This window comes from Brucella anthropi ATCC 49188 (assembly GCF_000017405.1).
GTDB classification, from domain to species: domain Bacteria; phylum Pseudomonadota; class Alphaproteobacteria; order Rhizobiales; family Rhizobiaceae; genus Brucella; species Brucella anthropi.
The window spans coordinates 1,075,665-1,089,871 of sequence record NC_009668.1; the positions used below are offsets into that span (position 1 = coordinate 1,075,665).

Below are 14,207 nucleotides of genomic sequence, written 5' to 3' on the forward strand. Positions count from 1 at the left end.
CGGGTGCTGCGCAGCGCAGTCTTTGAGTAAATTCCGCAATCTCAAACCCATTTCCGTTTCCGAATAACAGGAGTTAAGACATTGAAAACATTAGAAGTGACACTGTCCGGCGAAGAGCTGGCGACCATTTTGAATCTGACCGACCGTCGAATCCGGCAGTTGGCCACTGAAGGGGTGATCGAGCGCGCGGTCGAACATGGCCAATACTTGCTTCATCCGAGCGTCTCTCGCTACGTCACTGCGCTGGAATCCCGCCGAGATCCCGAGCTGCAAGAGCTGAACCGCACACGGGCGAAAATGGCGAAAGTCGACTTAGCGAAGCGCGAGGGCTCGTTGATCGCGTTGGACGAGTCGCTGGGCATTGTCGACGAATTGGTAGGAACATTCGTCTCGACGTTGAACATGATTCCAGCAATGATTATCGACCAGGCTGGCCTGTCACAGGCCGAGTTCGTCCGCCAGCGCCGCCGCGTTGAAGACATTATCGACACCGTCCGCATGAAGTTGGTCGAGGACTTGGCGAAGGTTGCGGACCAGCTGCCGAAGCCGCAGGCCGTGGAGTGAACAGCACCCGAATATAAAGGGGGCCTCGTGCCCCCTTTTCTCCATACGCGGCGACAGGGACCGGCGTACTGTCTCTACCGAATAGTTCGGTACTGTGAACCGGAACGGTCCCCACGCCATAAGCATCACGCATCTCCATAAGCTATGTTGGTGAATGCGACTTCGAGAGAGCGCCGCAATTTCGCATCAAGCTGACTGACAGCCTGATCGACTCCTTGCTGGACCGCAGCCTTGATGCTGGCAGCATCTGCGCCAGCACCGACAGTTATGCCGCCGAGGTTGATCGGCGCATGAACAGTCACCCCGCCGCCACCGATCTTGTGGTTCGGGATGATCGTTCCGTTAGATCCCGGTACGAAAATCTCCTGCCCACGCTCGTTGATCTGGTACACGCCGCCTGCCTTCACCGGGCCGCCAGCAGCACGCTTGCCGTCAAGCTTCGGATCAAGTGAACCGCCGGACGGTGAAACGGTTGGAGCGGTTCCACTGCGAGCGGTGGCGATTGTCGAGCCTAACAACCGAGCCTTCGCAATGGCCGAGTCTAACTGGCTTGTATCGATCGACAGCTTGCCGTCGATCGTGAGGGCTTGTGTAATCTGTGCCGCCGCCTGATTGGCCTTGGCTTCGCCATCAGCGCCGCCTTGCGCGACCGCTTGCACATAACCACGCATCGCCTCTTGAGCTTGGATCGGCCATCGCATGGTTGCGACCGAGAGATCGGACTCCCCGGTTGCGACGGATGTGCGTGCGGATGAACCACCGGTCCCTATCCCCAGCCAAGAGCGAGGCGTTCCGACTTTTTCCTCAAGGTAGCGGTTCCAGCGTTCGGAGCGTTCCGCGTTCGCTTGCACAAACTGTTTGAACTCGGTCTCGTCAGTCGGAATCGACAAAACGGCTCCCACAGCGCCGAGAGCACCTAAACCGAGCCGACCAGCACCGACACCGCCTCGACCGCCTCCAGAGCCTCCAGAAGGGGCAGACGGGCCAGACTTCCACGGGCCGGGGCGATCACCGCCACCACGCCGAACGCCGAGAACCGTCTTCCCCAGCCCGTAGAGGCCAGCGCCAGCGGCCAAGGCCCCCAGCGCAGTTGCGGCGGCGTATGCACCGGCGGTTAGCTTTGGATACGCGGCGGCGGCGTCCGAAGCTGATTTTGCCAGATCCCCGAGCGGACCGGAAAGCGCGTCGTAAGTTTGTTCATTCGCGCGGTCGCCAGCATTACGAACGTCCTGCACTTTCGACCACGCTTGCGACCTGACAAACTCGGACTCGGTTGCGACGGCACCGCCAGAACTGGCAAGCTGGTTTTCAATCTGCTTTTGCTGGTCTTTGTAAACCTGTAGTGCAATAGCACCGAACAACGCTTGCCGGTCTGCAAATATTTCTCCGAACGTGCTGCCTTCTGCGATGTTTAAAGCACCTTCGATATTCTTCAGACGCTCGTTATTGCTTTTGGAGTCACGAGCCTTTCCGAGTAGCTCCTGATACTGCTTGTTATCCTCCAGCTGCCGATTAAGTATTTCGGAAAGAGCTTCCGGTCCTGAGACGCCAGACTGCCGACGCTTAACCATGTAAGATTGCCAGTCAAACTCGCCATCTTCATTCTTAGGGTCGCCGTCCCTCGCTTTTACTTGATCAGCCATTTGCTTTTGTAGCTCGCGACTGTTCAATTTCTGTAGCGTATTGACTAAATTATTACCGGCTTCGTCAGGGCTGCCAGCCGTTTTGATTTGAGTCTGGTTGGCAGCGGCGAGATACTTGACGGCATCAAGGCCAGTGAGGCCCGACCCGCGTGCAAGTGCCAACTGGCCGGGCAGCCATCGCGCCATGTCACGTAGTTCGAAACCGCCGAGTTGGCCCGCTCGAAGAGCGCTATCAAATGCGAGCTGCATGTCTTCCGATGAATTAATGCCGGAGTTTTTGAAGGCAACGCCCATTCGCGCAACATCTTCCGGATTGGCACCGGACGCGAACGCGGTTTTCAGTATCGGTGTCAGCGCTTGTAAAGCCGAATCCCCTTCGAACAGACCGGACCCGACGAGGGTATTCAATGCCGCCGCCGCTGAATCACGGGTGCCGCCAGACTCTTGCAGTGACCGATTGACGGAATCGGAAGCGCGCACCTTGGCAGCTTGCTTATCCTCTACAGAGCCATCGCCCGCCATTGTGCCAGCGAGAAAAGTCAACGTCTCGTCATAGCTCAATGCTTTTGCGACAGGGCGCGTCAGCATGGAACCGGCGGCATACCCACCAGCCGCAGCACTTGCAGCACCCGACCAGAAACCACCGCCAGCACCACGACCAGGCCGCACAGGCTTCGCAGCTTCCGCTCGCATACGACGCATTTGCGCAACGGTTTTCGCCATCTCGCCGCGTATCGCCGTTTGAGACGACGCAATCGCCGACCGGCTGTTCAACCCGAAAGATCGAAGACTTCGTTCTGTGGCGCGAGCCGCGGCCGCCTGTTGCCTGAATGACGCGCCGAGCGACTTTACAGTGCTTTGCGCGGATCTCAGTTCCGCCTTGAGCTTGCCAGTCGGGCCGGTTGCCGATGCTAGGGCAGCTTCCAGTTCTTTGACGCGGGATCGTGCAGTTCGAAATTGATCGAACGTGGTGCGCATGCCGTTGCGCAGTTCGGTAAACCGACCAGCCGCCGCGGCCTTCTGTCGAAGGTGGTCGAGCTGGTTGCCGAGATTCTTCGCACCAGCCACGCCATTGCGACCGAGCTTGGAAATGTCGCGCTCCAGCTGACCGAGCGCGGCCCCAGTCTTTTTCGCTGGGCCGCTGGCTTGGTCGAGGAGCTGGAGGCGGAGTTGAGCAACACGCGATGTCATTTATAAACTCCATTGATGAGATTGCTTGGACTCATTCATTTCAGTTACATGATTTACATGAAATAAATTGATGTGTCGTGCTTAATCAATAATCGGAGATTATAGGTGGAACAGTTGAGACAAGTCGATATTGCCGAGGCGCTGAACATCAGCGAGCCATCCGCCAGCCGCCTTATGCGTGCTTTGAATCGTTCGGCGTTGCCGCTTAACGACCTCGACATCGTGAAAGCCTTAACCGTTGGCGAGCTGGCGCAGCTTGGTTTCACCATGGCGGTCGGCGCGGAATTGATGAAGGAAGTCGAGCAAGAGGTTCGTTATGTGTTCGAAGGGCATGGCCGCAAGTGCTGGATCTTGTTCGTTGAGACGGAAAAACAGTCTTATCGCGTAGCAGCCCTCACAGCCGGTCACCTCGAAGGCCTCATGGACTCGGTCGGCATGGCTATGGTTCTGCCGCTGCACCGCGCCATTGAGGATGCCCGTGCCAATCTGGAACGCATCCGTCGGCGCAAGTCACAGAGGGCCGCAGCATGAGCGACAAACTCCTCACCAGAGCCGCAAGCATTGCCGCCGGTTCGTCAACGTTGAACGTCGAAGCCCGCACCGTCGAGGTGTGCTGGACGACTGGCGCAGCTGTGAAGCGGTACTCGTGGGACGACGGCTACTACATGGAAGAGCTGGCCGTCACGGCGAAAGCCATCCGTATGGACCGCTTCAACGCCATGTCCCTGCTGGACGGCCACGAACCGACGATGGACGCCCGCCTTGGCACAGTCGTGCCCGGTTCCGTTCGCATCGAAGGTGGCAAGGCTTTCGCCACGCTCAGGCTATCCCGCCACGAGAGCGCCGAGCGCATCCTCCAAGACCTACAGGACGGCCACCCGCTGTCTATCTCGGTCGGATACCGCGTCCACAAATCCGAAAAGACCGAAGGGGAACGAGGCCAGTTGCCGACCCTTCGCGCAATCGACTGGGAGCCGCTGGAATTATCCGCAGTCGCTGTTCCAGCCGATCCCGCAGCAACAAGCCGAAAGGACCCTGCAATGCCTGAACCTATCGAATCCGCCGAAAACGAACAGCGTTCGTTCAAGAAGAGCAACCTCATCACTGAACGCAAGCGTCAAAAGGACATCCGTGACCTTGGCGCGATGACGCGCGGAGTCATCACCGAGGGCGAGATCGAACGAGCCTTGGACGGTGGCACGGACATCGAAGAGTTGCGCACGCTGTACTTCGAGCGCATGGTCGAGCGCCAGAGCGCAACGCCGACTTTCCCAGTTGTCGCAACGCAGGGCATGGGCGGCGGCACCTATGACGACCCCGCGTTCTTCCGTGCAAGCGCCGTGGAAGCCCTGCTTGGCCGTATGCGTGGCACCGAACTATCCCCGGCAGCGCGTGGCGTATTCGCCGACGGTGAAGCCGCTTTCGCCCGCCGTTGCCTTGAGCGCAGCGGTAAGGACGTTCGCGGCTGGTCGGACCAGAGTGTTTTGCGAGCATACGTCACAACCAGCGATTTCGCGCTGATCACCGGAGACGTTGCTAATCTGCGCATTGTCGATTTCTATAAGGAGAGTGTCTCGCAGCTCGGCTTGGTATTCGGTAAGCGAGACGTGACCGACTTCAACGTTCACACGGAGGCATTTGTCGACTGGACGACTCTCCAGTTCGGCAAGGTAAACGAGCACGGCGAGTATCGGTCATCTTTCGTAGATGAAGGCGGCGAGACCATTCAGGTTTCAACCTGGGGCGGAATCGTTGGCCTTTCTCGTCAGTTGGTCATTAACGCCGCTGGCGTGCTGGATAGCATGTCACAAATGCAAGGCCGGGCACTTGCCGGTTATGTCAACAAGCAACTGTCTGATTTTATTCAGCAGTCCGGTATGGCCGGGCCAAAGATGCGCGACGGAAAAACGGTATTTCACGCCGACCGTGGCAACATCGCGGAGCTGGACATTTCCTCGCCTGCCGCCACCGCTATGGACCTAATGACCAAGCGGGCGGAAATGGCACAGCGCAAGGGGCGTGGGGATTTCATCATCGGTGCATATCCCAAATACTGGATTGTGCATCCAAAGTATGAGGGCCGCGCTATTCAGGCTCTTGCCAGCGTACAGGCTTCTGCCGTGGCGGACGTTAATCCGGTCGCCGGTCGCTTGACGATTATCTCCGACGCGCGCCTCACCAGCGAAACAACATCGTGGCTTGTGGCTGACCCGAAGGAGATGGAAGGCCCAGTTCGCGTATACCTGAACGGGAACGAGAGCCCTTACACGGAAGCAGAGGTCGGATTCGAGATCGACGGCGTGAAATACAAGATCCGCCTCGACCATGGCCTTGGCTGGCTGGAATGGCGTTCGTGGACGCGTCTGGATCATGTCATCCCAGAAGAGCCCGCCGCATAAGCGGAACTGAATTGAGGGAGGTGCGGATCTCCCTCATGTCGCGCCGGTGATCGTGGCGTCTCAAACAATCACCCCCTTGCTTGCCCGGCCGCAGCGGGAGTGGTGCAAGCATTCGATGCCCCCGTGGTTTGTGAGGACTTGCCACGGGGGCACCTCTCCCAGAAAGGACCGCCCACCATGGCTATTTTCGACCGGCTTGAACGGCAGCTGAGCCGCACCGTTGACCGCACGTTCTCTATCAGGTTCGTCTTCACGCCTATGCGCTCCAGCCCGAACGGTAGGTCGGCTGTAGACCCCGAGCGCCAGAGCTGGACCGGCAAGGGCATTCTCGAGCAGAACTTCGAAGCAGCTGGCGTTGAAATCGGCAAGCGCGACGGCACCGGCAACTCACTGCAAAGCCTCGTGAATGGCCACCGCAGCGAGTTCTCGGTCGACATTCACAGATATCCGGACGCCGTTCATGCCAAGCAGGGCGACGAGATCCAGTTCGATGACTTGCGCCGGTTCCGCGTCACTGACACCCGCCGGGATGGAATGTCGCGAATCGTTTGGGCGCTTACCGAGCTGTAGATCACCGCCGTAGATCACGCCTAGCACTTTGCGATTCCGTAGATTTTCCGTAGATCGTAGGTTTTCTGAAGATTGCCGACTTGAGCTAAGTCATTGAAAGTATTGGCTCCCCGGGCCGGATTCGAACCAGCGACCAACCGGTTAACAGCCGGTTGCTCTACCGCTGAGCTACCGGGGAACAGGTGCTCGTCGTGTCAGCGAGGTGGCGTATAGCAAAAGGATTTCGCGTTTGCAAAGGGCTAAATCCATTTTTTTTCATCTTTTTGCATTATGGGACAAAAACCCTATATTCTCTGGGACGTTTTCCTCCTGTGAATTGTAACATATCAGCCTAAGAGATGCGCCTGTGAGTGACGAATACGCCGAAACACCCCGGAAAAAAGCCATCGTGATTCTTGGTCGGCGAATCCCAATGCCGCAATCAGTCATGATGCGGCGCATGCTTGGCGGCACACTCGTTGTCGGCGGCTCGTTGGGGTTTCTCCCGATTCTCGGTTTCTGGATGCTTCCACTTGGGCTTATCGTGCTTTCTCACGATTCTCATCGTGTCCGCCGCTTGCGCCGCAGAAGTGAAATCCACATCTGGCGCAAATGGCTGAAACGAAGGCCGACCGACGCGTAAAGTTGATCAACTATTTCGTGCCTGATGTTACCATCGCCCAGACCCATTGCTCTATGAGGACGACACAAGAATGGGCCATTATTGCCAAGAGCGCCCCGATAGCTCTACTTGCGTAATTCGCCTGGCGTGGTCTGTCGATGTTTTCGCAAAGCCGTTGTAAGGTGGCTCTGGCTGGAAAAATTCAAATGGCGTGCGATCTCATTTATTGGCATCGATGTTTTTCTGAGGCACCGCTCAGCTTCGTCAAGTCTCAGTTCCATCAGGTACTGGTGAGGCGTCTGCCCAAAACTCTTTCGAAAGCATGTCGAAAAATGCCCTGCTGAAATTCCCAACAATGCTGCCATGTCCGGAACCGAAAGAGGCTTGTGAAAGTTTTGGTTGAGATAGGCTTCTATCTGATGACGCGCTGCTTTGCTGAGTCCGATCTTACTGTCAGTTGAAGCGCGCTCATTCAACAAGACGCGTGCGATCGTACGCATTAGAACCAACCCTAGAGCATTCAGGTAAGCTTCATCCTGTCCGCCTCGCTGGCAAATTTCATCCCAGATCAAATGAGATAGCGGCATGCAATCTTTGCATGAGAAACTCGTAACGTTCTTGGGGCCGTTGTTTTCCTTGAATAGAGAATTCTGAAAAAAACTATCCTGAAAAAATTGCTGATCAGGCTGCATGATTATGATTTCGACGGGATCAGACCAGTTAATTGATAAAGTTGTAAAAGCCGGAACAATGAAAACAGTTCCGGCTGGGAAACTAAAGCATGTCGCTGTTAACCGGATTCGGGATTCCCGTTTGGCTTGATCTGTGATTCACTTGTCTCATGGAAGGAGATGCACCATGGGCAAGCCGCATCCAATTGAGTTGCGTGAGCGTGTCGTTGCGTTTGTGAATGAGGGCAATAGTCACCGGGAAGCCGCTCGGCATTTCCGTGTTTCGCCTCGGTTCGTCAACAACATGATGATCCTGCATCGGTCATCCGGCTGTCTGGCCGCCGCCAGGCAGGGCCACCCGCCTGGAAGTGTGAAGCTTTTGGCTCATGGTGATTGGGTCCGCGAGCAGATGTCCGCCCGTGGCGAAACGACTTTGGACGAACTGTGCGTTGCGCTCGCGGAGCGCGGTATTGAAGTCCACCGCGCCACGGTCGGGCGATTTCTACACCGACTTGGGCTGAGCAATAAAAAAAAGCCTCAAGGCAAGCGAGCAGCGTAGACCAGAGATCGCCAAGGCGCGTGATCTTTGGATCAATCGCCGAAAGCGGTTCTTCAACAAGGCCTTGTCGCGTCTCATCTTTATCGATGAGACTTCCACAAATACGCGCCTGACAAAACGCACCGGATGGTCTACCAAAGGCAGGCGCTTTGCCGCCTATGCGCCCTTCGGAAAATGGAAGACACAGACCTTCATTGCCGGACTGCGCTGCCATGGCCTGACCGCGCCGTGGATCGTCGATGCACCGATGAACAGCCGCATCTTCGAAACCTGGATCGAGACACAGCTTGTGCCGACACTGTCAGCCGGTGATATAGTCATCCTCGACAATGTCGGCTTCCACAAAAGCCAGAAGGCTGAGCAACTGGTCAAGGCAAAGGGCGCTTGGTTTCTCTTCCTGCCGCCCTATTCGCCGGACCTGAACCCAATCGAAATGGCTTTCTCAAAACTCAAAGCACTTCTGAGAAAGCGAGCAGCACGCAGCTTCGACGCCATCTCAAAAGCACTTGGCGATATCATCAGTCTCTTCTCCATCAATGAATGCCAGAACTTCTTTAAGGCTGCTGGGTATGAGGCCGAATAAATGCGACACGCTTTAGATTTCTCATCCGTCTCCACAGAAGAATACCATTTTAAATTGCGGGCGTGCTCTCGCAGGATAATGATGGTTGTAATATCTCTGTGGTAACTCGCCACCCCGATTTGGGTAGTCGCGCACGTTAAACCGCTCTTGCTCACTTTCGTCTGCACTTTTGTACCAGCCTCCTTCCCCGCTCTCTAATCTATAATAATTGATTGAAATTCAATCACTAAGCTCATCCTCACCTTAATCATTCGATCTGAAAACAGAGAATAAGAACACACAGTTTGTTGCTAGACCGCGCACAGCCTCCCTGTCGTACACTTGTCAAAAATACAACCAATAAACTTCAGTATTTACAATAATACAATTTAAACGTGTAATTGAAATTTGCAATCGGAATCTCAAGCGCTAAACATCGACCATTCTTTTGCAAATGGTTTGCAATAGCACTTGATCGTAAAACAGCGATCGGCTATGCAATTGCAACTGATTGGCAACAAGGATTTGGATATGCTGCGTCGTATTTTACGAACAACGACACTCGGTCTCGTGAGCGGAGCTCTTCTCTGGACAAGCGCAAGCGTTGCTTTTGCGGAGAAATTCAAGGCCGTGACGACATTTACTGTTATCGCCGATATTGCGCAGAATGTTGCGGGCGATGCCGCGACGGTTGAGTCAATCACGAAGCCAGGTGCCGAGATCCACAATTATCAGCCAACACCGGGAGACCTGATTAAAGCCCAGGACGCCAAGCTGGTCCTCTGGAATGGCCTTGGCCTGGAACTATGGTTCGAAAAATTCTTTTCACGTCTCAAGGATGTTCCAAGCGCAGTTGTTTCCGATGGCGTTGAGCCAATCGATATCAGCGAGGGACCTTATAGCGGCAAGCCAAATCCGCATGCCTGGATGTCACCGAATGCCGCATTGATCTACGTGGACAATATTCGGGATGCGTTCGTCAAAAATGATCCGGCGAACGCTGACATCTACAAGGCGAATGCAGAGATTTACAAAGCGAAGATTAAAGCGACGATCGATCCTATCCGGGCTGAGCTGGCAGCTATTCCTGAAGACAAGCGTTGGCTCGTTTCAAGTGAAGGCGCATTCTCCTATCTGGCTCGGGACTTCGGTTTGAAAGAGCTTTATCTCTGGCCAATCAATGCAGACCAACAGGGCACTCCACAGCAGGTGCGAAAAGTGATTGATGCAGTGCGTGAAAATGGCATTACGGCTGTCTTTTCCGAAAGCACGGTTTCTCCTGCCCCAGCCAAGCAGGTCGCTCGTGAGACCAGCGCAAAATATGCCGGTGTTCTCTATGTTGATTCACTTTCGGACCCCGACGGTCCCGTGCCGACATATATTGATCTCCTGAAAGTCACCTCCAGCGCGATTGCCCAAGGGCTCAAACAATGAATGCACCCATAGACCTTCATGGAGATACCTTCGCCATGCTGGATAAAAGCGCGGTCGACGGTATCAATGTGAGAAATGCAACTGTCACGTATCGAAACGGCCATACGGCTTTACACAATGCAAGTTTTACGACCCCAACCGGAACGATTACAGCGCTTGTCGGCGTCAACGGATCCGGCAAGTCGACCCTGTTCAAAGCGATTATGGGGTTTGTCAAACTAGCCAAGGGCGAAATATCTATTCTCGGAATGCCGGTTGGGGCCGCGCTCAAGAAGAACCTAGTGGCTTACGTCCCGCAAAGTGAGGACGTCGACTGGAACTTTCCGGTTCTCGTTGAAGATGTCGTCATGATGGGTCGCTACGGCCATATGGGCATGATGCGCATCCCGCGCCGCGCCGACAAAGAAGCCGTAGAAAAAGCGCTTGATCGCGTGAATATGCTCGAATTTCGTCATCGACAGATCGGTGAGCTTTCAGGCGGGCAAAAGAAACGGGTATTTCTTGCGCGAGCGCTCGCACAAGACGGGCGCGTCATTCTTCTGGATGAACCCTTCACTGGCGTAGATGTGAAGACCGAAGAAGCAATCGTCACACTTCTTCGCAGTTTGCGAGATGAGGGGCGCGTCATGCTGGTCTCGACCCACAATCTTGGCAGTGTTCCCGAATTCTGCGACCGAACCGTATTACTGAAACGAACAGTTCTCGGTTACGGGCCGACTGCGGAGGTTTTCACACAAGAGAACCTCGAAAAGACTTTCGGCGGCGTGCTGCGCCATCTTGTACTCGGCGAGACTAGCGGTGCAGGACGAGGCGCCGTCAGCGTCATAACTGACGATGAGCGCCCGTTTGTTGTTTATGAGAACGAAGACTCCGCGACCCGCAAACGGAGTCAGGAACAATGACCGTATTACTTGAGCCGTTCAGTTATAGCTACATGCTGAATGCGATGTGGGTTTCGGCGCTGGTGGGCGGGGTATGTGCCTTTCTTTCGGCTTATCTCATGCTGAAAGGCTGGTCGCTGATTGGCGACGCTCTATCCCATTCCATCGTCCCTGGCGTTGCGGGTGCTTATATGCTTGGCCTCCCCTTCTCCATCGGCGCATTTTTCTCTGGCGGTCTCGCCGCAGCAGCGATGCTCTTTCTCAACCAACGTACAAAGCTGAAGGAAGATGCTATCATCGGTCTGATCTTCTCGTCATTCTTCGGACTTGGCCTCTTCATGATCTCGTTGAAGCCGACGGCCGTCAGCATTCAGACCATCGTTCTCGGCAATATCCTCGCCATCACACCGGAAGATACTCTACAACTGGCAATCATCGGCTTCGTTTCCCTGTCGCTACTTCTTTTAAAGTGGAAAGATCTGATGGTAGTGTTCTTCGATGAAAACCATGCGCGTTCGATCGGTCTCAAGCCCAATCTGTTGAAGATCATGTTCTTCACATTGCTGTCGGCATCGACTGTCGCCGCGATGCAGACGGTTGGTGCCTTTCTCGTCATCTGTATGGTGGTAACGCCCGGTGCAACCGCATATCTACTGACAGACCGGTTTTCGCGACTGCTTTGGATTGCTGTTGCTATCGGCTCCGTCACAAGCTTCTCAGGAGCCTATGTAAGCTATTTTCTGGACGGTGCGACGGGAGGCATCATCGTGGTTCTCCAGACGCTTGTCTTCCTCAGTGTATTTCTGCTTGCTCCAAAGCATGGGCTGCTGGCCGCACGCCGCAAAGCGGCAATCGCTCTAAGGGAATTCCAGCAATGACCATTCTGGATATGCTGGCCTCACCGTTTCAGTTCGAGTTCATGCGCTATGCACTGGCTATTTCCGTGCTCATCGCGATACCAACAGCATTGCTGTCGTGCTTTCTGGTCCTCAAGGGCTGGTCATTGATGGGTGACGCTATCAGCCACGCGGTTCTTCCGGGTGTCGTTGTCGCCTATATTATCGGAATACCCTTCGGTATCGGAGCCTTCGTAGCGGGCATGGCCTGCGCCCTTGCAACCGGCTACCTCACCGAAAACAGCCGCATCAAGCAGGATACGGTGATGGGCATCGTATTCTCCGGCATGTTCGGTCTTGGCCTGGTTCTTTATGTTGCGATCCGCTCGACAGTGCATCTCGATCATATCCTGTTCGGCGACATGCTCGGAATAACATTGTCCGACCTCATCGAAACGGCCATTATCGCCGCACTGACCGCTGGCATTCTTGTCGTCAAATGGCGCGACTTCCTGCTGCACGCTTTCGATCCGGCGCAAGCCAGAGCCGTCGGTTTACCGGTCCGCCTGCTGCATTACGGTTTGCTTTGCCTGATTTCGCTAACGATTGTCGGCGTTTTGAAGGCCGTAGGCATCATTCTGGCTATCGGCATGTTGATTGCGCCCGGTGCAATTGCGTTTCTGCTCACACGCAAATTCAGCACCATGATGCTGCTCGCCGTAACAATTGCGGTCACCGCATCCTTCTTCGGTGTCTATCTGGCTTTTTTCATCGACAGCGCGCCCGCTCCAACAATCGTTCTGCTAATGACCGCAATGTTTCTCGCCGCGTTCATCTACTCTTCCCGGAGAAATGCCAAGTTCGAAGAACGTGCAGAAGAAGTTTGACTGAACGCTTCATAACAAGCTGGGTCCTGTACACTCTCTCCGTCAGACCTGCTTGCGTGCGACGTGGACAGCTTTGCAAAGCTGTCCACGTCTTCGTCTTTACGTCATACAGCTGTTATAAATTCTCGCTAAATAGCGCCTAGACGACGTTCCAAAATGGAACTGAAGATAGTTTTTTCAGCGCAATTTCACTTTTGCGGCTTGTCGAGGTGGCTTAAAGATGCTTCAATCCAATTTGCACGGCTGTGCAGAAAAAATAAAATCAGCCGGCGATCCTGGGGAGGAGACGCTTATGCCAGCGTTTTTGGAGGTGGCGGACGCGCGCGTTCGTTATGGCAACAATGAAGTTCTCAAAGGCGTAAATCTATCCGTCAAGAAGGGTGAGTTCGTCGCGCTTCTCGGCTCGTCTGGGTGCGGCAAGACAACCCTGCTGCGTGCGATTGCAGGCTTCAACATGCCGTCCAACGGCGCGATCCGTGTAGACGGCAGAGACGTCACCAAATTGCCCCCAGATAAACGCGGAATGGCCCTTGTCTTCCAGTCTTACGCGCTCTGGCCGCATATGACTGTCGCGCAGAACATGGGTTATGGTCTGCGTATTCGTGGCACGACGAAGGAGACCATCAAGCAGAAGGTTGATGAAGTTGCTCGCCTGCTGGGGCTGGAAGCTTTGCTGGAGCGCAAACCTGCCGCCCTTTCCGGCGGACAACGCCAGCGCGTCGCCCTCGGGCGCGCCCTCGCCATTCAGCCTGACATCCTGCTTCTCGATGAGCCGCTCTCCAATCTCGATGCACGCATCAGACTATCGGTTCGCCATGAGATCAGCGCTTTGCAGCGCCGTCTCGGCATTACAGCTGTTCACGTAACGCATGACCGGGAAGAAGCCATGGTCATGGCCGACCGTATCGTCATTCTCAATAATGGCGAAATTGCACAGGCAGGCGCTCCAGAAGAAGTTTACAACCACCCCGCCTCGGATTTCGTCGCGGCATTTATGGGCGCTGAGAATCTGATCGAAGTACCAATCCAGATCAAAGCCGACCGTATCGAGATCGCGGCAGGCGCCAACAACAAGGCGAGCACGATTTCGGCAGGACGCCGAAATCTGTCCGATGGCATGGCATCGGCTCGTTTCCGCAGCGAAGCAGCCTGTCTCACCAAGCCGGGAGTTGATCGGAACTCCCCGACGTCCGAATTAGCCCTCAACGGCACGGTGGAGCAGACCAGCTATCCCGGTGGCCTCTGGAGACACATGATCCGCGTCGGGGATCGGCACATCATGGTCGACGCTCAGGAAAGCCATCAGCCCGGCGCCAATGTTGAAATCCACATACCTGAACACGCCCTGTTTCTGTTCGACAAATAGTCAGGCGCCTGCCGTCTTTTCGTCAGTGTGCTGATGATGCGTC

14 protein-coding genes and 1 tRNA gene are annotated in these 14,207 nt (G+C 55.2%); 12 read left to right on the top strand and 3 right to left on the bottom strand.

Annotated elements, in window-relative coordinates; translation table 11 throughout:
• Positions 1-81: 81 nt before the first annotated feature.
• Positions 82-564, top strand: coding sequence for a hypothetical protein (locus OANT_RS19075; protein ID WP_012093068.1), 483 nt, complete (start codon positions 82-84; stop codon positions 562-564).
• Positions 565-689: 125 nt separating this feature from the next.
• Here the strand turns inward: OANT_RS19075 and OANT_RS25155 are convergent, their stop codons facing one another.
• Positions 690-3,398 (bottom strand): phage tail tape measure protein, encoded by a 2,709-nt coding sequence (locus OANT_RS25155; RefSeq protein WP_012093069.1) that lies wholly within the window; start codon positions 3,396-3,398, stop codon positions 690-692.
• 105 nt (positions 3,399-3,503) lie between these two features.
• Here OANT_RS25155 and OANT_RS19085 point away from each other — a divergent pair, with 105 nt between their 5' ends.
• The 3 genes from OANT_RS19085 to OANT_RS19095 all read left to right on the top strand — a co-directional run bounded on the left by OANT_RS19085 (position 3,504) and on the right by OANT_RS19095 (position 6,367).
• Complete coding sequence (locus tag OANT_RS19085; protein ID WP_012093070.1) at positions 3,504-3,929, top strand: hypothetical protein; 426 nt, start codon at positions 3,504-3,506, stop codon at positions 3,927-3,929.
• A complete protein-coding gene (locus OANT_RS19090) occupies positions 3,926-5,797 on the top strand; it encodes a phage major capsid protein (RefSeq protein ID WP_012093071.1) in 1,872 nt (623 codons plus the stop codon). The genes OANT_RS19085 and OANT_RS19090 overlap by 4 nt, the downstream gene beginning before the upstream one ends.
• A gap of 177 nt (positions 5,798-5,974) precedes the next feature.
• The gene (locus OANT_RS19095) at positions 5,975-6,367 is read left to right on the top strand and encodes a hypothetical protein (protein WP_012093072.1); all 393 of its coding nucleotides are present in this window, start codon (positions 5,975-5,977) and stop codon (positions 6,365-6,367) included.
• A gap of 103 nt (positions 6,368-6,470) precedes the next feature.
• On the opposite strand, the gene OANT_RS19100 is transcribed toward OANT_RS19095, so the two are convergent.
• Positions 6,471-6,545 (bottom strand) — tRNA-Asn (locus tag OANT_RS19100).
• Between the two features lie 234 nt (positions 6,546-6,779).
• Here OANT_RS19100 and OANT_RS19105 point away from each other — a divergent pair.
• On the top strand, positions 6,780-6,989 hold the full coding sequence (locus OANT_RS19105; RefSeq protein WP_010658883.1) for a hypothetical protein: 210 nt from the start codon (positions 6,780-6,782) through the stop codon (positions 6,987-6,989).
• A gap of 104 nt (positions 6,990-7,093) precedes the next feature.
• Here OANT_RS19105 and OANT_RS19110 read toward each other — a convergent pair whose 3' ends face one another.
• Positions 7,094-7,660: a helix-turn-helix domain-containing protein gene (locus tag OANT_RS19110; RefSeq protein WP_012093074.1), complete on the bottom strand. Its 567-nt coding sequence runs from the start codon at positions 7,658-7,660 to the stop codon at positions 7,094-7,096.
• A 166-nt stretch (positions 7,661-7,826) separates the two neighbouring features.
• Between OANT_RS19110 and OANT_RS27195 the strand changes: the two genes are divergently transcribed.
• The 7 genes from OANT_RS27195 (at position 7,827) to OANT_RS19145 (ending at position 14,164) form a co-directional block, all read left to right on the top strand.
• Complete coding sequence (locus tag OANT_RS27195) at positions 7,827-8,198, top strand: winged helix-turn-helix domain-containing protein (RefSeq protein ID WP_011982874.1); 372 nt, start codon at positions 7,827-7,829, stop codon at positions 8,196-8,198.
• 64 nt (positions 8,199-8,262) lie between these two features.
• Positions 8,263-8,781: an IS630 family transposase gene (locus OANT_RS27200; RefSeq protein ID WP_011982875.1), complete on the top strand. Its 519-nt coding sequence runs from the start codon at positions 8,263-8,265 to the stop codon at positions 8,779-8,781.
• Between the two features lie 474 nt (positions 8,782-9,255).
• Positions 9,256-10,194 carry a metal ABC transporter substrate-binding protein gene (locus tag OANT_RS19125; protein ID WP_086000500.1) on the top strand — a complete coding sequence of 313 codons (939 nt, stop codon included), beginning with the start codon at positions 9,256-9,258 and terminating at the stop codon, positions 10,192-10,194.
• A 35-nt stretch (positions 10,195-10,229) separates the two neighbouring features.
• A complete protein-coding gene (locus OANT_RS19130; RefSeq protein ID WP_012093077.1) occupies positions 10,230-11,096 on the top strand; it encodes a manganese/iron ABC transporter ATP-binding protein in 867 nt (288 codons plus the stop codon).
• Positions 11,093-11,953: a metal ABC transporter permease gene (locus OANT_RS19135; protein ID WP_012093078.1), complete on the top strand. Its 861-nt coding sequence runs from the start codon at positions 11,093-11,095 to the stop codon at positions 11,951-11,953. The genes OANT_RS19130 and OANT_RS19135 overlap by 4 nt, the downstream gene beginning before the upstream one ends.
• Positions 11,950-12,798: a metal ABC transporter permease gene (locus OANT_RS19140; RefSeq protein WP_012093079.1), complete on the top strand. Its 849-nt coding sequence runs from the start codon at positions 11,950-11,952 to the stop codon at positions 12,796-12,798. Before OANT_RS19135 ends, OANT_RS19140 begins: the two co-directional genes overlap by 4 nt.
• 292 nt (positions 12,799-13,090) lie before the next feature.
• Positions 13,091-14,164, top strand: a complete 1,074-nt coding sequence (locus OANT_RS19145) for an ABC transporter ATP-binding protein (RefSeq protein ID WP_012093080.1) — start codon at positions 13,091-13,093, stop codon at positions 14,162-14,164.
• Positions 14,165-14,207: the final 43 nt, after the last annotated feature.